This is a genomic window from Microbacterium sp. C-MGS6, assembly GCF_058140415.1.
Map to the genome: position 1 here is coordinate 1,707,526 of NZ_CM176934.1, position 17,688 is coordinate 1,725,213.

Sequence of the window (17,688 nt, forward strand, 5' to 3'; positions counted from 1 at the left end):
TCATGAGCACCGACTCGCCGGGTTCCCGCCTGCACATCCCGATCCAGCTCCGCTGGGGCGATCTGGATGCGTTCAACCACGTCAACAACACCTCGATGCTCAAGCTGCTCGAGGAGGCGCGCGTGCGCGCGTTCTGGCGTGCGGGACCCGGCGAGGAGGCGCCGTCCACCGCCGTCCTCGACTCCGGGATCGAGGAGGGGATCCTGACGCTCATCGCGCGGCAGGAGATCGAGTACCTCGCTCCCGTTCCGTACCAGCGGCGCCCGCTCGAGGTGCAGATGTGGTTCGGGAAGCTCGGCGGGTCCAGCGTCGAGGTCTGCTACGAGGTGCACAACGACCCCGCCGCCGAGCCGCGTGAGCTCTACGCGCGATCCACCGCGATCATCGTGCTCGTCGACGCGGGCACGGGACGGCCGACACGCCTGACGGCGGAGATGCGCGAGGCGTGGGAGCCGTACGTCGGTCCCTCCATCGAGTACGCACACCGCTGAGCGCAGCGTCAGCGATCCTCGGGAACCCGGATCATGATCTCCTGAGCGACGCTCGCCACGAGCGTGCCCTCTCGGGTGTACACGCGCCCCGTGGCCAGGCCGCGACCGCCGCGGGCGCTCGGTGACTCCTGCACATAGAGGAGCCACTCGTCCACGCGCGCCGGACGGTGCCACCACATCGCGTGGTCCAGGCTCGCGACCTTCAGGCCGGGAAGTGACCAGGAGACCCCGTGAGCGCGCAGAATCGACTCCTGGATCGTCATGTCGCTGAGGTAGGCCAGGGCTGCCCGGTGCAGCCGCTGGTCGTCGGGGAGCGGGGCGCGCAGTCGCATCCACACCGCCTGCCGGGGGACCCGTTCGTCATCGTTCGGAAGGTAGAGGGGGGAGTCGACGTGCCGGATGTCCGCCGCACGCTCGCTCAGCATGCGTCGCGCACCTCCGGCGAGTCCGTGCACACGGTCCTCATCGGGGGCGAGGTCTTCCGGGACGGGCACACCGGCGGGCATGGGCTCCGCGTGCTCTACCCCGGGGTCGGCATCCTGGAACGAGGCGATCATCGAGAAGATCGGCACGCCGTTCTGGTACGCCTGGGTGCGGCGAGTGGAGAATGAACGTCCGTCGTGGATCCGGTCGACGGCGATGGTGATCCCCTGGCTCGCATCGCCGGGACGGAGGAAGTAGCCGTGCATCGAGTGGACGGCGCGGTCCTCCGGCAGCGTGCGCTCGGCGGCCACGAGGGTCTGCGCGAGCACCTGTCCGCCGTAGATGCGGCCGCTCGGCATCGGGTGCGACGAGCCCGTGAAGATGTCCTCGGTGGTCCGCGCCTGGGTGGCGTCGAGGTCGAGGACGTCGAGAAGACGCTCCACGGTCTGGATGGCGTGCTCGTCGGCGCTCATGTGTTCCCCTCCGCGGCCCCGGGTCGCCGCTCGTTGGTAGTTTAGAACGCGTGACCCCTCAGCTCCTGCTCGCCGATCCGGACACGGCGAAGGATGTCCTCACGTTCACGGGCCGCGCGGCCCGGGTGTCCGACGAAGGGGTTCGCCTGCAGGCCCATCACGGCGTCCTGGCGCTCACGACGGCGGTCCTCGCACCTCAGGGGCTCTTCGACCAGACGCCGACGATCCTCGCCATGCGCATCGTCCGTGCCGATCCGGAGCTCGAGTGCGACCTCGTGATCGACGCCCTGAGCCCGACGGACGACCCGCAGCGCCTCGGGCTGCCCGAGACCGCCCTCTCGCCCGCATGGGCCGGCGTCGCGCCCCCGCGGCAGGGCTGGCTCGCGGAGTCCGTCCTGCCCGCCTCCATCATCGCGCAGCGCGCACAGTGGGGCATCTCCGCGGTCGCCCACGGTGCGGGGCCGGGGTCGGGTGAGGAGGCCGTGCGCGCGCTTCGCGCGGCCATCTGGGGCGAGCCGGACGACGACCTCGGCGGATTGCCGCGGGGCGTGGCGTTCGCCGCGGACGCGCTGGGCTTCATCTCCGGTGAAGAGGACGTGACCGTCACGCGGTCCGGCCGCTGGACGAGGCTCGCGTTCCGCCGCGGCCACGTCCTCGCACGGGGCCCCGTCGCCACCGGACTGACGGGGGTGCGGGCCACCGGCTCCACAGCCTGACGTGACCGCAGGCAGGACCAGGGAACAGTGCCGGTTCAGCCGAGCGCAGCCGCCGCGCGTCCCGCCTGACGGCCGGAGAACAGGCACCCGCCGAGGAATGTCCCCTCCAGGGCGCGGTAGCCGTGCGCGCCCCCGCCGCCGAAGCCGCTGGCCTCACCGGCGGCGAAGAGGCCAGGAATCGGTGCGCCGCCTACGTCCAGGGCACGACCGTCGAGATCGGTGTTGATCCCGCCGAGGGACTTCCTGGTCAGCACGTGCAGCTTGACCGCGATCAGCGGTCCTGCGGAGGGATCCTGCAGCCGGTGCGGCGCCGCGGTGCGGATGAGCTTGTCCCCGCGATAGGCCCGCATCGAGCGCAGCATGCCGATCTGCGCATCCTTGCTGAAGTCGTTCGCCATCTCGCGATCGCGAGCGACCACTTCCCGGCGCACGGCATCGATGTCCAGGAGCTCGCCGCCGGGATGAGCCGCCATCTGCTCCAGCAGCGACTCCAGGTCGTTCTCGACGATGAAGTCCTCGCCCTCGTCGAGGAATGACTGCACCGGTCCCGTCGGCCCCTTCGCGAGGCGGGACTTGAGCAGCAGCGCCACATCCTTGCCGGTGAGGTCGGGGTTCTGCTCGCTGCCGGACAGCGCGAACTCCTTCTCCACGATCTGCCGCGAGGTCACGAACCAGGAGTGGTCGTGGCCCGTCCGCCGCAGGTGCTCGAGCGTGCCGAGGGTGTCGAAGCCGGGGAAGAGCGGAACGGGGAGCCGGTGTCCGGTCGCGTCGAGCCACAGCGACGACGGCCCTGGCAGGATGCGGATGCCGTGCTGCGGCCACACCGGGTTCCAGTTCGTGATGCCCTCCACGTAGTGCCACATCCGGTCGCCGTTGATGAGGCGGGCGCCGGCGGTGGCGCTCACGGCCTGCATCGAGCCGTCGACATAGGCGGGCACGCCGGAGAGCATGTACGCCGGGGGAGTGCCGAGGCGCGGGGGCCAGGCCGCGCGGACGAGGTCATGGTTTCCGCCGATGCCCCCCGAGGCCACGATCGTCGCCGTCGCGTCGATCTCGAAGGCGCCGATGACCTCCCGCGAGGAGGGGATGCCGCGTGCGGCACCATCCGACGCCAGCACGCTCCCGCGCGCGCCGGTCACGCGTCCGTCGGTGAGGATGAGCTCCTCGACGCGGTGTCGGGCGAGGACGGTGAGCCGTCCCTCGCGCTCTCCCTGCTCGACGGCGGCCGCGAACGGGGCGACGATCCCCGGCCCGGTGCCCCAGGTGATGTGGAAGCGAGGGACCGAGTTCCCCGGTCCGAGGGCACCATAGCCGCCGCGCTCGGCCCAGCCGACCACCGGGAAGAAGCCGACGCCGCGGGAGCGGAGCCACGACCGCTTCTCGCCGGCTGCGAACTGCAGGTAAGCCTCGGCCCAGCGCCGAGGCCACTCGTCCTCGGGTCGGTCGAATCCGGCGGTACCGAACCAGTCCTGGGTCGCGAGCTCGAGCGAGTCGCTGATGCCGAGGCGGCGCTGCTCGGGGGAGTCCACGAGGAACAGGCCGCCGAACGACCACCACGCCTGCCCGCCGAGATTCGTGCGGGGCTCCTGGTCGACGATGACGACGCGACGTCCGGCCTCGAGGGCTTCCGCGGCGGCCACGAGCCCCGCCAACCCCCAACCGATCACCAGGACGTCTGCGGTCGGGGGTGTCGTCGTCATGGGTTCTCCGTTGATTCCTGACGGGATCGGGTCTCCAGGGTCGTGCGGCCCTGAGGTGCCGTACCGATACCGGACGGCTCGAATGTGTTCACCATGGCATAGGCGGCGCGCTCCAGGTAGTCCCAGAGAGTGGTTTCGTGCAACGGGGACAACTGCGCCTCGTCCACGGCGGTGCGCATATGACGAAGCCAACGATCCCGGGCGTCGGGATCGACCCGGAACGGCATATGGCGCATCCGCAGGCGGGGGTGCCCTCGGGTCTCGCCGTAGGTGGTCGGGCCGCCCCAGTACTGCTCGAGGAACAGCAGCAGCCGCTCCTCCGCGGGACCGAGGTCTTCCTCCGGGTACATCGGCTTGAGCACGGGATCGAGGGCGACCTCGCGATAGAACACCGAGACGATCTTCGCGAACGTCTCGCGGCCGCCGACCTCGTCGTAGAACGTCACTTGTCTGCACTCCCGTCGCCGCCGGTGTTCTTCTTGCGTCGCCAGATGCCGCGGTCGGGGATGACGGGCACCCCGGTGACGGCGTTGGGGCGCGTCTTCGGCGGGTTGGCGCCCCGGACGCGGCGCGCGCCCTCCAGTCCGGTGGGCACGACGTCCGCGAGACGCGGCACGTCGATCTCCTTCTCCAGCAGAGCGGCCCGGAGGCGGCGTCGGAGCTCCTGTGCCACGTCGTCCCGCGCGTTCGCCCTGGTCTTGATGACGGCCCGGACGACGAGCGCATCCCCGTCGATGGACTCGAGGCCCCACAGCTCCGGCTTCTCCACGATGCGCGTGCGCCACTTCGGGTCCTTCGCCAGTCCCTGCGCGGTCTCCAGAAGGATCTGCTCGACCTGCTCGAGGTCGGAATCCGGGGCGACACCGATGTCGACGATCGCCCGCGCCCAGCCCTGCGACATGTTCCCGATGCGGGTGACCTCGCCGTTGCGGACGTACCAGAGCGTCCCGTTCACGTCCCGTACCTGGGTCACGCGCACGCTGACGTATTCGACGACGCCGCTCGCCAGCCCGAGGTCGACGACGTCTCCGATGCCGATCTGGTCCTCGGCGACGAGGAAGATCCCGTTCAGCACGTCCTTGACGATGTTCTGGGCGCCGAAACCCAGGCCGGCGCCGACCGCTGCCGTGAGGAGGGTGAGCGATCCGAGGAGAGCGTTGTCGATCGCGTTGACGATGAGGATGATCGCGATGATGACAAGCATCACGTTCACGATGTTCTGCAGGATGGTGCCGAGCGTTCGGGTGCGCTGCACGAGGCGCATGTCCGCGAGCGGGGAGCGTTCCAGCGCCTGCGTGTCGTCGACGGCGGCCTTGTTCTTGGCGGTGTCCACGATGCGGTGCACGACGCGGGTGATCACCCGGCGCAGCACGAGCGCGATGAGGACGCAGGCGCCGATGATCATCGCGATCTGGAGGAGCTTGCCGCCGACCGTGGTCAGCACGGCGAGCATGTCCTGCACCCACGGCGGGAGTTCGGCGGGCGTCGGCGCGGGGGTCGTCTCGGCGGAAATCAGCATCGTCTCGATGGTACCGAGCGGGCCTCTGCGCCGGCTGGAAGAGCGGCGGCAGAGGCCCGTGTCGTGTCGGTGGCGGAGGGTCAGTCCTCGGCGTCGCGGGACTGCGCGGCGAGAGCGCGCTCCACGTCCGCGAGGTTCTCCAGAACGAGACGGCGCAGCGCGGGCGGCGCGTCCTGATGCGCGGAGAGCCATCCGCGCGTCGCGTCGCGCAGGGCGACGTCCGCGAGCGCGGTGGGGAACAGCCCGACGACCAGGTACTGGGCGATCTGGTAGGTCCGCGACTCCCACACCGGCAGGAGCATGTCGAAGTACTGCGACACGAAGGCACCGAGCACCTCGGCACCCGCCGGGTGGACGAAACCGAGGGCTGCGGAGCGGACGATCGTGTTCGGGGCGTCGTCGCGCGCGATCAGCGCGTCCCAGGCCTGCTGCTTCGCTGCGGCGTCCGGAAGAGCCGCGCGCGCCTGCGCGGCGAACTCCGCGCCCTTGGCCGTGTTGTCGGCGGCCAGCGCGGCGTCGATGGCACCGGCGTCGGTCGCACCGATCGTCGCAAGGCCGACGAGGAGCTGCCAGCTCAGGTCGGCGTCCACGTCGAGTCCGGGGAGCGTCTCCTCGCCCGAGCGCAGACGGCCGACGATGCCGGCGTGCTCCGGCGTCACCAGGTTGTTCGCGAAGGCGGTGACGAACTGGAGCTGGCTGTCGCTGCCGGCCTCCGCCGACTCGGCGAGCGCCCAGAGACCGTCGGCCACCTTCAGCCGTGCGGTTTCGCGCTCCGCCGGAGCGACGTAGAGCGTCGCGGCCGTCCGCAGCTGCGCGAGCGTGGTCCGGACCGTGGTGGACTCGGTCTCCCGACCGATGTTGCCGAGGACGAGGTCGATGTAGTCGGATGCGGGCGTCTCCGCGTCGCGGGTCTGGTCCCAGGCCGCACCCCACACGAGCGAGCGGGCGAGGGGGTCGTGGATGTCGGCGAGGTGGGCGATCGCGGTCGCGAGCGACTTCTCGTCGAGACGGATCTTCGCGTACGCGAGGTCGTCGTCGTTGAGGAGGATGAGATCGGGGCGAGCCAGGCCCTGGAGCTCGGGCACCTCGGTGCGGTCACCGTCCACGTCCACCTCGATGTGGTGGGTGCGCGTGAGCGCGCCGTCCTGCAGCGAGTAGAAGCCGATGCCGAGACGGTGCGGACGGATGGTCGGGTAGTCGGCCGGAGCCGTCTGAGTGATGGCGAAGCGCGAGATCTTCCCGTTGTCGTCCTCGGCCACGACCGGCTCGAGAGTGTTGACGCCGGCCGTCTCCAGCCACTTCTTGGACCAGGTGCCGAGGTCGCGACCGCTCGTGGCCTCCAGCTCGGACAGCAGGTCGCTGAGCTCGGTGTTACCCCAGGAGTGCTTCTGGAAGTACTGCGAGACACCGGCGAAGAACGCCTCGATGCCGACCCACGCGGCGAGCTGCTTCAGGACGGAGCCGCCCTTGGCGTAGGTGATCCCATCGAAGTTCACCTGCACGTCCTCGAGGTCGTTGATCTCGGCGACGATCGGGTGGGTCGAGGGGAGCTGGTCCTGGCGGTAGGCCCAGGTCTTCTCCATGGCGTTGAACGTGGTCCAGGCTTCGGTCCACTCGGTCGCCTCGGCGGTCGCGATGGTCGAGGCCCACTCGGCGAACGACTCGTTCAGCCAGAGGTCGTTCCACCACTTCATGGTGACGAGGTCGCCGAACCACATGTGCGCGAGCTCGTGCAGGATCGTGACGACGCGACGCTCCTTGACGGCGTCCGTGACCTTGCTGCGGAAGACGTACGTCTCGGTGAACGTCACGGCGCCCGCGTTCTCCATGGCGCCGGCGTTGAACTCCGGCACGAAGAGCTGGTCGTACTTGGCGAACGGGTACGGCACGCCGAACTTCGACTCGAAGTAGGCGAAGCCCTCTCGGGTCTTGTCGAAGATGTAGTCGGCGTCGAGGTGCTGCCAGAGGCTCTTGCGGCCGTAGACGCCGAGCGGGATCACCCGGCCGGACGCGCTGGTGAGCTCCGAGAAGGTGGCCTCGTACGGTCCTGCGACGAGAGCCGTGATGTAGGAAGAGATCCGGGGCGTGGGCTCGAAGCCCCAGGTGGCCGAGACGCCGTCGTCGTGGACGATCGGCTCGGGCGTGGGGGAGTTGGAGACGACCTTCCACTCCGCGGGAGCGGTCACCGTGAACTGGAAGGTGGCCTTGAGGTCGGGCTGCTCGAAGACGGCGAACACGCGACGGGAGTCGGGCACCTCGAACTGCGAGTAGAGGTACACCTCGCCGTCCACCGGGTCGACGAAGCGGTGCAGGCCCTCGCCGGTGTTCGTGTAGAGGCAGTCGGCGTCGACGACGAGGACGTTCTCCTCCTGCAGACCGGCGAGCGCGATCCGGGAGTCTGCGAAGACCTCGCGCGGGTCGAGCTGCTCTCCGTTGAGCGAGATCTCGCGCACGTCACGGGCGATGAGGTCGATGAAGGTGAAGCTGTCGGGGGACGCGGAGAAGCGCACGACGCTCCGGGAGCCGAAGACCTCGGCGCCCTTGGTCAGATCGAGGGCGACCTCATAGGAGTGCGTGTCGACGACGTCGCGGCGCTCCTGCGCTTCGGTTCGGGTGAGGTTCTCTCCAGGCAAAGCTGTACTCCCAGGGGTGAGGGGATGTAACCGGGGTCGGCGCAGTTGGCGCCGACGGCAACCATGACAGCCTACGCCAGAGCGACGCGCGCGCCGTCGATCCGCACGGACCGGGGATAGTCACGGTCGTGCGGACGCTCGTCGTCCGCGGAGGTGGGAAGATGGAGGGGTGACCGCGATCGAGCCGAATGTCGTTCCCTTTGCCTCGCCCGCCGCTGCCGGCGGCGACCCCTATGTGACCACGCCCGTCGCCTACGACGCCATCCTCTTGGCGAGCTTCGGCGGCCCGGAGGGTCAGGAGGACGTGATCCCCTTCCTCCGGAACGTGACGCGCGGTCGGGGCATCCCGGATGAGCGTCTGGAGGAGGTCGCGCACCACTACCGTCACTTCGGCGGGGTGAGCCCGATCAACGGCCAGAACCGTGTGCTCAAGGACGCGCTGGAGAAGGCGCTCGTGGCCCGGGGGATCGACCTCCCCGTGTACTGGGGCAACCGCAACTGGGGTCCGTACCTGGAGGACGTGCTGCCCGAGGCGTCCGCGAACGGTCACACCACCCTCCTCGCCTTCGCCACGAGCGCGTACAGCTCGTTCTCCAGCTGCCGCCAGTACCGCGAGGACTTCGCTCGCGTACTGACGGACACCGGCCTCGGCGAGACGGTCACCATCGACAAGATCCGTCCCTTCTACGACCACCCCGGCTTCGTCGAGGCCTTCGAGGCGGGCGTGCGGGAGTCGGTGCAGGGCTATCTCGACCAGGGCTTCGCGCCGACCGAGATCCAGGTCCTCTTCTCCACGCACAGCATCCCGACGGCCGACGCCGAGCGCTCCGGCGCCCGCGATATCGACTGGGGCGAGGGTGGGGCTTATGCCGCGCAGCACCTCGCCGTGTCGGAGTGGACGATGGAGCAGGTGCGGGCGGCCATCCCGGGAGCCGCCGATGTGCCCTGGGAGCTCGTCTACCAGTCCCGTTCGGGCCCCGCGTCGCAGCCCTGGCTGGAGCCCGATGTCTGCGACGTGATCGCGGAGCTCCCGGTGCGCGGTCGTAAGGCGGTCATCGTGGTCCCCGTCGGCTTCATGAGCGACCACATGGAGGTCCTCTGGGATCTCGACACCGAGGCCGCCGAGGCCGCGGAGGAGGCGGGCCTCGCCTTCGTCCGCACGCCGACGCCCGGCGTCCGCGAGGCGTTCGTGGAGGGCATCGTCGATCTCATCGAGGAGCGCCTGCAGGGTCGCCCGAACGCGGAGCGTCCGCACGTCACCGATCTGCCCGGCGCGTTCGACGTCTGCCGTCCCGGGTGCTGCGAGAACGTGCGCGCGGGGTTCAAGCCCGCGGCGGCCGGCATCGCCCCCTGAGTCCCGGACACCGGATCCTAGGATGGAGACCATGCGCATCCACATCGCCACCGATCACGCCGGACTCGAGTTCTCGACGCGGCTGCAGGAGCATCTCCGCGCCGCGGGGCACGAGGTGATCGACCACGGTCCGGTGGAGTACGACGCGCTCGACGACTACCCGGCCTTCTGCATCCGGGCGGCGCAGGCCGTCGTCGTCGATCAGGCGACAGGGGTGCCGGCGCTCGGTATCGTCTTCGGCGGCTCGGGCAACGGCGAGCAGATCGCCGCGAACAAGGTCGCCGGGGTCCGCGCGGCGCTCGTCTGGAACCTCTCCACGGCCGAGCTCGCGCGGGAGCACAACGACGCGAACGTCATCTCCATCGGCGCGCGTCAGCACACCTACGACGAGGTCACGGCGTTCATCGACAGGTTCATCGCCACGCCGTTCTCCGGCGACGAGCGGCACGTCCGGCGCATCGGACAGATCGCCGACTTCGAGCGCGACGGCTCGCTCCTCCCGGACCCCCGGGCCTGACATGCCCGAGGGACATTCCGTCCACCGCATCGCGCGGCAGTTCGATCGCAACTTCGTCGGCAAGACGATGAGCGCCTCCAGCCCGCAGGGACGTTTCGCCGAGGGCGCCGCCGTGCTCGACGGGCGCCAGGCCGTGAGCGTGCAGGCCGTCGGCAAGCAGATGTTCCTCGAGGCGGAGGGCGACCTCTGGCTGCGTGTGCACCTCGGCCTCTACGGCGCGTGGGACTTCGCGGGGGAGATCCTCGTCGATCCCACCATCGCGTCGGCCAACGGACGGATGGGGCAGACCAATCAGCGCGGCACCACACTCGACGAGGCGATCCTCGACGACGCGGGGGAGAACTCCCTCGCCTCGATCGGGGCTCCGCGGCGCGCCAGGGTCCACGTGCGGATGTCCGAGCAGACCAAGGGGCTGACCGACGAGGTCGACGAATGGCCTCCGCCCGTGGTGGGTCAGGTGCGTCTCCGTCTCATGACCGACATCACCGTGGCCGACCTGCGCGGTCCCACCGCGTGCGTGCTGCAGACGCCGGAGGAGATGCTGGCGACCGTGGCCAAGCTCGGCCCCGATCCGCTCGTCGGCGATCCGGCGGAGAACGAGGAGCGGTTCGTCCGCGCCGTGCGGAAGAAGCCCACCCCGATCGCGCTGCTGCTGATGGACCAGGCGGTCGTCAGCGGCATCGGCAACGTGTACCGCGCCGAGATGCTCTACCGGCAGCGGCTGAACCCGCACACGCCGGGCCGCGACGTCCCGGAGGACGTCGTCAGGGCGCTCTGGCACGACTGGGTGCGGCTGCTGGCCATCGGTGTGGAGACCGGTCAGATGATGACCATGGACGGACTGTCTCCTGAGCAGTACCGCGCCGCGATGGCCAGCCGCGACGACCGCCACTGGGTCTACCACCGCGCCGGCCTACCGTGCCGGGTGTGCGGGACCGAGATCGCCCTGGAGGAGATCGGCGCCCGCAAGCTGTACTGGTGCCCGCGCTGTCAGGCCTGAGGGCGGGATCCCCGGGGCTTCCGCCGCTCTAGGCTGGGATCCATGCGACAGAATCCGAGCTTCACGCTCGCCGATGTGGCCGAGATCCGCCGCGTCATCGACGCCAACCCGTGGGCGACGGTGGTGAGTGCGCCTGAGGATGGTCTGGTCGCCTCGCACTATGCCGTCCTCCTCGACGACGACCGCGATGATCTGACGGTCGTGGGGCACGTGGGCCGCCCGGACGACGCCATCCACGGTCTGGGGGACCGGGAGATCCTGCTCGCCTTCCAAGGGCCGCACGGGTACGTCTCGCCGGGCTGGTACGGCGACGTCCCCGCCGTCCCCACCTGGAACTACACCGCGGTGCACCTGTCGGGCGTTCCCGAGATCCTCAGCACCGCGGAGAATCTCCGTGTGCTCGATGCCCTCGTCGCGCGGTTCGAGTCGCGCCTGCCCGACCCGCGCCTGATGTGGGAGCGTCCGAACGACGCGGCCTTCATCGAGAGACTCGAATCCGGAACGGTCGGCTTCCGCCTCACCCCGACGAAGGTCGTCGCCAAGCGGAAGCTGAGCCAGAACAAGCCCGCGGAGACCATCGAGGCGGTGATCGCGGCGCTGCACGCCGAAGGGCCGTACGAGAACGCCGCCCTCGCCGCGGAGATGCGTCGTGCACAGGACGCACGGACGGGTGGCGGCGCGTGAGCGCCCTCGGAGTCGAGGTCGGAACGGTCCGTGCCGTCCGCCCCGTGGGTCCGGGGCGGGAGTTCCTGCTGGACGATGAGCCGGTCGACCTCCACCTCGCCGACGGGCACATCGTCGACATCGCACCGACCGGAGCGCTGCCCGCCCGTGGAGAGGTCATCGAAGCGGACGGTGCCTGGGCGGTCCCCGGGCTGTGGGACAACCACGTGCACACCGTGCAGTGGGCTCTGGCGGCGGAGCGCGTGCCCTTGGACGAGGCGGACTCGGCCGCAGCGGCCGCGAGACTGATGCGCGACGCTCCGGTCCTCCCCGATGGAAGACGGATCGGCACGGGGTTCCGGGACGCGCTGTGGCCTGACCGGCCATCCGTGTCCGCGCTCGATGCCGAAACCGGCGTCGTGCCGACCTACCTGATCAACGCGGACGTGCACAGCGTCTGGCTGAACTCGGCGGCCTTGGCGCGCGAGGGCTTCCGCGGGGACGACGGTCTGCTCCGCGAGGAGGACGCGTTCGAGATCTCCCGACGCCTGAATGCCGTCGACCCTGCCCACAGCGATGAGGCGGTCATCCGTGCGGGGGCGGCGGCCTCAGCGCGTGGCGTGACCGGTCTGGTCGACTTCGACATGGCGTGGAACGCCGATGCCTGGCCGCGACGGATCCTCGCGGGCTTCGCCGCGCACCGTGTCGAGTTCGCGTTCTATCGGGCGGATCTCGATCGGGCGATCACCGCGGGCCTCCGGACGGGGGAGCGCCTCGTGGTGTCGGATTCGACCGGGCTGGTCGGATCCCTCGTGCGGGTCGGGTCGTTGAAGGTCATCAGCGACGGCTCGCTCGGCACCCGTACCGCGGCCTGCTCACATTCCTACCCCGGCGACCCCGCGAACTACGGGGTGCTGACGGTGCCTCCGGACGAGCTCACGTCGCTGCTGACCACTGCGGCGGGAGCCGGGATCGAGGTCGCCGTGCACGCGATCGGCGATCGCGCCGTGACGGCGGCCCTCGACGCCTTCGGGGCCTCCGGGGCCACGGGATCGATGGAGCATGCGCAACTGGTGCGGCACGCGGATCTGGCTCGATTCGCCCGGCTCGGGGTGCGCGCGAGCGTCCAACCCCAGCATGCGGTGGACGACCGCGACCTGGTCGAGCACCACTGGGCCGGTCAGACGGCCATCGGCTATCCGCTCGCTTCGCTGCGGGCGGCAGGCGCGGAGGTGCGCTTCGGGTCCGATGCGCCGGTCGCCCCGCTCGACCCCTGGCACGCGATCTCCGCGGCCGTCTGGCGGACTGACGACGACCGTGCTGCCTGGCATCCGGAGGAGCGGCTGACGCTGGAGCAGGCGCTCGAAGCGAGTGTCCGCACATCTCTCCGTCCCGGTCAGAGCGCAGACATCGTGATCCTCGGGACGGATCCTCGCATCGCTGACGCGGCGGGGCTCCGGACGATGCCCGTCACCACGACGCTGCTCGGCGGCCGCCTCACGCACGTCGCCTGAGGCGGCGCGCACACGACGAAGGGCGGCCCCGTATCGGAGCCGCCCTTCGTCGTGAACGTGGTGTCAGGCCGCGATGTGCGACACGAGGAACCAGCGGTCCTTCTCGAGGCCGCGCTGGATCTCGATCGCCACATCCTGGCTCGTGAGGTCGACCTCGTCGAGGCCTTCCACAGCTGCCTTCACATCGACGAGGATCGCGTCGATGTCGGCGATCACGGCGCGGATCAGCTCGTCCGACTGCGCGAAGCCGGCCGGAACGCCGGTGGCGCCGGCCTTCTCGGCGACGGCGTTCACACGCGCGTCGATCGGGAGGCCCAGAGCGACGATGCGCTCGGCGGCGGTGTCGGCGAAGTCACCGGCGTGGGCGACGATCGTGTCGAGCAGCTCGTGCACGCCGACGAAGTTGGCGCCGCGGACGTGCCAGTGCGCCTGCTTGCCGTTGACGGTCAGCGCCTGGAGACCGAGGACGACGGGGGAGAGGAACTGCGCCGCACCGGCGGCGACAGTCGGGTCGATGGCGGTGGTGGAAACGGTCTGGGCCTTGCTCATCTTGTGCTCCTCCGAATGAAGTTCTCTGACTGACGAGTACAACGCTACTCAGCCTCAGACATTCCGCAAGCAAGCTGAGGCTCCACTCACTTCCGCGTGATTCCGGGGGAGTGAGGGTAGTCTCGCCTCATGAGCATCGCTGCCGGAGCTTCCATCCTCGCCCTCCCGGATCGCATCCCCGAGCTCGACGACACGGCCTTCGTCGCGGACGGCGCCCGCATCGTGGGCGCGGTCTCCCTCGGACCCGGTGCGAGCGTCTGGTACAACGCCGTGCTCCGCGGTGACTCGGCGCCCATCATCATCGGTCCGGGCAGCAACGTCCAGGACAACGTGTCGATCCACGTCGACGCCGGGCATCCCGTCGTCGTCGGCTCCCAGGTGTCCATAGGCCATAACGCGGTGGTGCACGGCTGCACGATCGGTGACGGCTCTCTCATCGGCATGGGGGCCGTCGTCCTCAGCGGTGCCGTGATCGGAGAGGGCTGCCTGATCGCCGGCGGAGCCGTGGTGCTCGGCGGGACCGAGGTGCCGCCGGGTTCCCTGGTCGCCGGTGTTCCCGCGAAGGTGCGCAGGGCGCTGTCGGACGACGAGCGTGCCTCTCTGGTGGCGAACGCGGCGATCTACCTGGAGCACGCGGCGACGCACGTCCGCGCAACGGAAGCGTAAGGCCCTGCCCCGCTAGGCTGGGCGGTACGGGGCGGTGGCCAAGCTGGTTAAGGCAGTGGGCTCATAACCCAACGATCGTCGGTTCAAGTCCGACCCGCCCTACTACCCGTCTCGTCCGTCGTAATCGTCGCCGCGTTCTCCCGTCTCTCCTCTGGAGGTCTCGACGCCCGTCAGCCTCCGGATCGGAGCAGGAGCCATGACGACCACGAGTGTGCCGAACGCGGAGACCCGTCGTCGGATCGAGGACGTGGGGCAGATCGCGTTGCGTCTCGCGATCGCGGCGAGTTTCGCCCTCGCCGTCGCCGACCGCTTCGGGCTCCTCGGCGGCCCGGGGGCTGATGGCGTGTCGTGGGGATCGTGGACGATCTTCCGTGCGTACACGGCGCAGCTTGTCCCTGTCCCCGTCGACCTGGTGGTGGACACGGCGGCCGTGCTGGCGACGGCTCTGGAGACCGTCCTCGCTCTGCTGCTGGCCGTCGGGCTGTGGACCCGGCTCGCGGCGGGAGTCGCCGCGCTGCTCACGGTGACGTTCGGCGTGACGATGCTCGTCTTCCTCGGGCCGCTTGCGCCGTTCCGATACCCGGTCTTCGTCTTCACGGCCGCCGCGATCCTGCTCGGTGGGCTGAAGCGCTACCGGTGGAGCATCGATGCGCTGCGAAAGGAGGTGCCGGGAGCGGGGAGAGACAACGATGCTCCCGGCACCAGGTAGACGGCGAATGCCTCTACAGACGGACGGACGCGTCGGAAGGGGAAGCGATCCGTCACAGGAGAGATGACGAGGTGACCGTTTCATGACGCCGTTTTCCGCAGGATCACGGCATATTGCACGTGGCGCGAGAAACCCGTTCGACCGAACCGCGTAACAGAACGCGCCGTTCTGCATCCCTTCCTGGGGACATCACTCGTGCGGAAGAAGCCATCCGCGCGAGTTCATCGATCATCTGGGGAGTCGAAAGTGCCAGTCATTCAGCATGCAATCAGATCGGGCGCGCGGGGAACGCGCCTGAGGACGTTCGTGGGTGCTCTGCTCGCGATCTGTCTGGCGGCCCTGGCGGCCGTCATCGCGACGCCGGCCACGGCCCGCGCTGCGGAGGTCGCGGGGATCACCTCGTTGACCATCACCGAACCCACCGACCAGATCAAGGTCTGGGACCGGATCGCGTTCGAAGCGACCTGGGCAGTGCCGGACACGGCGACCGCGGGAGACACGTTCCGCCTCGCCTTCCCGACGAGCCCGAGCCTGACCGGGGTGCGGGATTCCTTCGCCCTGACGGCGCCGGATGGCCAGACCGTCGGAACGTGCGAGGTGTCGACCGGTGAGCTCGTGTGCACGCTCACGGACTACGTGGACAGCCACACCGACGTCAGCGGCACCCTGCACTTCCGCGCCAGGGCGGACGAGGAGACCACACTGACGGAGATCCCGTTCACGACGGGCGGCGGAACCGTCGTCCCGGTCGACGTTCCCGGCGGGATCGGGCCGGTCCCGGAGTTCCCTGCGCCGACGACCCCGACCAAGTGGGGCGACGTGACGCTCGACGGTCGGAACATCGCGTGGGGCGTGAACATCCCGTCGTCGGCACTGGCCGGGGAGGCCCCGACGCTCACCGACACGTTCACGGCCGGCCTCGTGCTCGATCCCGCCTCCGTCACCGTGGCGTACGTGCTCGCGAAGGACTGGGCGGGAGGCAAGTACACCGTGTCGACCGGGCTGCAGTCGGGCAGCGACTTCACCGTCACGGAGGTCAGCTCCGAGTCGTTCACTGTGACGGTGGACGCGCCGATCGTCGCCGACGCGATCTACGTGCTCCGGTACAAGACCGCACTGCCCGCCGACGTCCGTCCCGGTGATGCATTCCACAACACCGTGACCGGCTCCCGGTGGGTCGCCGAGAGCACGCCGGTCATCTACTCGCAGGGTGGGGGAGACGGCGAGGGGGTGATTCCGGTCGGGGGGTTCACGGTGACCAAGACGCTCAGCGGTCCGGGGGCGGCTCTGGTGCCCGACGATCGCGAGTTCCGGGTGGCCTACTCGTATCAGCGCGCAGGACAGACGGTGGAGGGCGAGCTCGCCTTGCGATCCGGACAGACCGATGGTCTGAAGGATCTGCCGGTGGGCACGGTCGTCACCCTGTCTGAGGTCACGCCTGCGGACGTCGACGGCGTGACCTGGCAGGCGCCGGTCTTCTCCGGCACCGATGTGGCGATCACCGATGGCGGCGCGACCGTCACCATCGCACGGGGCACGACAGTCGCGGTGACGCTCACCAACCCGACGACGGTCACGCCGCCGCCGGTCGGGGGGTTCACGGTGACCAAGAAGGTCACGGGGGCCGGGGCCTCCCTCGTTCCTGCGCACCAGACCTTCACCGTGGAGTACTCGTACGAGCTCGCGGGGCATTCCGTCACCGGTGAACTCGCGCTCCGTGCCGGCGAGAGCGAGGGACTCGCGGATCTGCCGGCGGGAACGGTCGTCACGCTCCGCGAGAAGGCGCCGATCGCCGTGGAGGGCGTCACGTGGAAGAGCCCGCACTTCACCGGCGCAGGAGTCGACGTCGGCGACGACGGCGCGACGCTCACGATCTCCGAAGACGCGACGCTCGGGGTGGTCCTCACCAATGGGACCGCCGTCACTCCGCCGCCCCCTCCGGGTGGTGAGCTCGCCTTGACCGGATCCGAGGGACCCGCCGGCCCGTTCGCCCTGGGAGCGCTGCTGCTGCTTGCGGGACTGACAGCGCTCGGCGTCCGCCGTCGGGTGGCGGGTCGCGCCGGTGATTGAGGACTAGGAGAGGCCGGGCAGATCGATCGCGCGACGACTTCTTCGTCGTCGCGTGATCGATCGTGCCATTCGGCGTCTAGTGGTCGTCGAGGAGTTTCCCTCGACGACCACGCCGACGCCGCAGCGCGTCGGAGAAAGGCATCTCTCATGACCAAGACGCTCATTGCCCGTGCCTCTGCCGCCCTCGGCGTCGCGGCCGCTCTTTCGCTCGGTGGAGCGACGCTCGCTCCCGCCGCTCACGCGGAGGCGACACCTGCGGACCCGGCCGTGTCGAAGCCGCTGAGCACGGGCGTGCTCGCGCAGCGCGTCGGGCCTGCCTGTCTCTTCTTCCAGTACACGTTCAACATGAGCCCGACCGATCCCCAGGTGGGGGACACCGTGACGTACACCATGCAGTTCCTCAACAACGGCGAGGTGGACTCCACGAAGAGCGCGCTCACGTTCCGCCTGGACGGCCTCCTCGACGACTCGACCTGGGCAGCGTCGACGCTGGAAGCGACCTCCGGCCGCCCTTCCGCGGCGGAGAACGCCGTCACGTGGAACGGGCCGCTCGACGCCGGAGACGATGTCGTGCTGCGCTTCACCGGCGTGTGGACGGGCGAAGGCGATGGCCTCGCGTTCCCGCGGGTCGAGTCTTACGGCTACGTGAGGTGAAAGCGGGGCGGAGTCCTGTTTTCCACGGTATCCGCGG

At 69.7% G+C, this 17,688-nt stretch carries 17 protein-coding genes and 1 tRNA gene; 12 read left to right on the forward strand and 6 right to left on the reverse strand.

The annotated features are described in order from the left end of the window. The first annotated feature begins 2 nt into the window (after positions 1–2). Positions 3–491, forward strand: coding sequence for an acyl-CoA thioesterase (locus AC3B5L_RS08215; RefSeq protein ID WP_268776348.1), 489 nt, complete (start codon positions 3–5; stop codon positions 489–491). An 8-nt stretch (positions 492–499) separates the two neighbouring features. On the opposite strand, the gene AC3B5L_RS08220 is transcribed toward AC3B5L_RS08215, so the two are convergent. Continuing rightward, entirely contained in the window at positions 500–1,387 is an 888-nt protein-coding gene (locus AC3B5L_RS08220) for an acyl-CoA thioesterase (RefSeq protein WP_490096389.1), read from the reverse strand. Positions 1,388–1,437: 50 nt separating this feature from the next. Here AC3B5L_RS08220 and AC3B5L_RS08225 point away from each other — a divergent pair, with 50 nt between their 5' ends. Beyond that, a complete protein-coding gene (locus AC3B5L_RS08225) occupies positions 1,438–2,103 on the forward strand; it encodes a DUF8185 domain-containing protein (protein WP_259951560.1) in 666 nt (221 codons plus the stop codon). A gap of 35 nt (positions 2,104–2,138) precedes the next feature. Here the strand turns inward: AC3B5L_RS08225 and AC3B5L_RS08230 are convergent, their stop codons facing one another. From AC3B5L_RS08230 to pepN, 4 genes are all read right to left on the reverse strand, one after another. Continuing rightward, positions 2,139–3,803, reverse strand: coding sequence for an FAD-binding dehydrogenase (locus tag AC3B5L_RS08230; protein ID WP_490096390.1), 1,665 nt, complete (start codon positions 3,801–3,803; stop codon positions 2,139–2,141). Further along, on the reverse strand, positions 3,800–4,249 hold the full coding sequence (locus tag AC3B5L_RS08235) for a globin (protein WP_187664029.1): 450 nt from the start codon (positions 4,247–4,249) through the stop codon (positions 3,800–3,802). Before AC3B5L_RS08235 ends, AC3B5L_RS08230 begins: the two co-directional genes overlap by 4 nt. Then, positions 4,246–5,322 carry a mechanosensitive ion channel family protein gene (locus tag AC3B5L_RS08240; RefSeq protein WP_187664030.1) on the reverse strand — a complete coding sequence of 359 codons (1,077 nt, stop codon included), beginning with the start codon at positions 5,320–5,322 and terminating at the stop codon, positions 4,246–4,248. Before AC3B5L_RS08240 ends, AC3B5L_RS08235 begins: the two co-directional genes overlap by 4 nt. Before the next feature lie 80 nt (positions 5,323–5,402). Next, complete coding sequence (gene pepN / locus AC3B5L_RS08245) at positions 5,403–7,955, reverse strand: aminopeptidase N (protein WP_280566290.1); 2,553 nt, start codon at positions 7,953–7,955, stop codon at positions 5,403–5,405. 169 nt (positions 7,956–8,124) lie between these two features. Between pepN and AC3B5L_RS08250 the strand changes: the two genes are divergently transcribed. Genes AC3B5L_RS08250 through AC3B5L_RS08270 form a run of 5 tightly spaced genes read left to right on the forward strand, consistent with a single transcriptional unit; the run spans position 8,125 to position 13,003 of the window. Further along, complete coding sequence (locus AC3B5L_RS08250; RefSeq protein ID WP_268776343.1) at positions 8,125–9,309, forward strand: ferrochelatase; 1,185 nt, start codon at positions 8,125–8,127, stop codon at positions 9,307–9,309. A gap of 31 nt (positions 9,310–9,340) precedes the next feature. Beyond that, the gene (locus tag AC3B5L_RS08255; RefSeq protein WP_136052822.1) at positions 9,341–9,826 is read left to right on the forward strand and encodes a ribose-5-phosphate isomerase; all 486 of its coding nucleotides are present in this window, start codon (positions 9,341–9,343) and stop codon (positions 9,824–9,826) included. Position 9,827: 1 nt separating this feature from the next. Next, positions 9,828–10,826 (forward strand): Fpg/Nei family DNA glycosylase, encoded by a 999-nt coding sequence (locus AC3B5L_RS08260; RefSeq protein WP_025103401.1) that lies wholly within the window; start codon positions 9,828–9,830, stop codon positions 10,824–10,826. A gap of 42 nt (positions 10,827–10,868) precedes the next feature. Continuing rightward, on the forward strand, positions 10,869–11,510 hold the full coding sequence (locus tag AC3B5L_RS08265; protein ID WP_280566285.1) for an FMN-binding negative transcriptional regulator: 642 nt from the start codon (positions 10,869–10,871) through the stop codon (positions 11,508–11,510). Next, on the forward strand, positions 11,507–13,003 hold the full coding sequence (locus AC3B5L_RS08270) for an amidohydrolase (RefSeq protein ID WP_490096391.1): 1,497 nt from the start codon (positions 11,507–11,509) through the stop codon (positions 13,001–13,003). Before AC3B5L_RS08265 ends, AC3B5L_RS08270 begins: the two co-directional genes overlap by 4 nt. 63 nt (positions 13,004–13,066) lie before the next feature. Here AC3B5L_RS08270 and AC3B5L_RS08275 read toward each other — a convergent pair whose 3' ends face one another. Further along, positions 13,067–13,552 (reverse strand): Dps family protein, encoded by a 486-nt coding sequence (locus tag AC3B5L_RS08275; RefSeq protein ID WP_025103404.1) that lies wholly within the window; start codon positions 13,550–13,552, stop codon positions 13,067–13,069. A gap of 129 nt (positions 13,553–13,681) precedes the next feature. On the opposite strand from AC3B5L_RS08275, the gene AC3B5L_RS08280 reads away from it, so the two are divergent. The 5 genes from AC3B5L_RS08280 to AC3B5L_RS08300 all read left to right on the forward strand — a co-directional run bounded on the left by AC3B5L_RS08280 (position 13,682) and on the right by AC3B5L_RS08300 (position 17,651). Further along, positions 13,682–14,218 carry a gamma carbonic anhydrase family protein gene (locus AC3B5L_RS08280; protein WP_187664036.1) on the forward strand — a complete coding sequence of 179 codons (537 nt, stop codon included), beginning with the start codon at positions 13,682–13,684 and terminating at the stop codon, positions 14,216–14,218. A gap of 28 nt (positions 14,219–14,246) precedes the next feature. Continuing rightward, positions 14,247–14,320 (forward strand) — tRNA-Ile (locus AC3B5L_RS08285). A gap of 94 nt (positions 14,321–14,414) precedes the next feature. Then, complete coding sequence (locus AC3B5L_RS08290) at positions 14,415–14,927, forward strand: DoxX family membrane protein (RefSeq protein ID WP_292795194.1); 513 nt, start codon at positions 14,415–14,417, stop codon at positions 14,925–14,927. A 306-nt stretch (positions 14,928–15,233) separates the two neighbouring features. Next, positions 15,234–16,997: a DUF5979 domain-containing protein gene (locus AC3B5L_RS08295; RefSeq protein WP_490096392.1), complete on the forward strand. Its 1,764-nt coding sequence runs from the start codon at positions 15,234–15,236 to the stop codon at positions 16,995–16,997. Positions 16,998–17,144: 147 nt separating this feature from the next. Continuing rightward, positions 17,145–17,651, forward strand: a complete 507-nt coding sequence (locus AC3B5L_RS08300) for a hypothetical protein (RefSeq protein WP_268776338.1) — start codon at positions 17,145–17,147, stop codon at positions 17,649–17,651. Positions 17,652–17,688: the final 37 nt, after the last annotated feature.

Coding starts and splice junctions, on each gene's coding strand:
- AC3B5L_RS08215 (WP_268776348.1), top strand. CDS start 3: ATGAGCACCGACTCGCCGGGTTCCCGCCTGCACATCCCGATCCAGCTC.
- AC3B5L_RS08220 (WP_490096389.1), bottom strand. CDS start 1,387: ATGAGCGCCGACGAGCACGCCATCCAGACCGTGGAGCGTCTTCTCGAC.
- AC3B5L_RS08230 (WP_490096390.1), bottom strand. CDS start 3,803: ATGACGACGACACCCCCGACCGCAGACGTCCTGGTGATCGGTTGGGGG.
- AC3B5L_RS08240 (WP_187664030.1), bottom strand. CDS start 5,322: ATGCTGATTTCCGCCGAGACGACCCCCGCGCCGACGCCCGCCGAACTC.
- AC3B5L_RS08255 (WP_136052822.1), top strand. CDS start 9,341: ATGCGCATCCACATCGCCACCGATCACGCCGGACTCGAGTTCTCGACG.
- AC3B5L_RS08260 (WP_025103401.1), top strand. CDS start 9,828: ATGCCCGAGGGACATTCCGTCCACCGCATCGCGCGGCAGTTCGATCGC.
- AC3B5L_RS08265 (WP_280566285.1), top strand. CDS start 10,869: ATGCGACAGAATCCGAGCTTCACGCTCGCCGATGTGGCCGAGATCCGC.
- AC3B5L_RS08275 (WP_025103404.1), bottom strand. CDS start 13,552: ATGAGCAAGGCCCAGACCGTTTCCACCACCGCCATCGACCCGACTGTC.
- AC3B5L_RS08280 (WP_187664036.1), top strand. CDS start 13,682: ATGAGCATCGCTGCCGGAGCTTCCATCCTCGCCCTCCCGGATCGCATC.
- AC3B5L_RS08290 (WP_292795194.1), top strand. CDS start 14,415: ATGACGACCACGAGTGTGCCGAACGCGGAGACCCGTCGTCGGATCGAG.
- AC3B5L_RS08300 (WP_268776338.1), top strand. CDS start 17,145: ATGACCAAGACGCTCATTGCCCGTGCCTCTGCCGCCCTCGGCGTCGCG.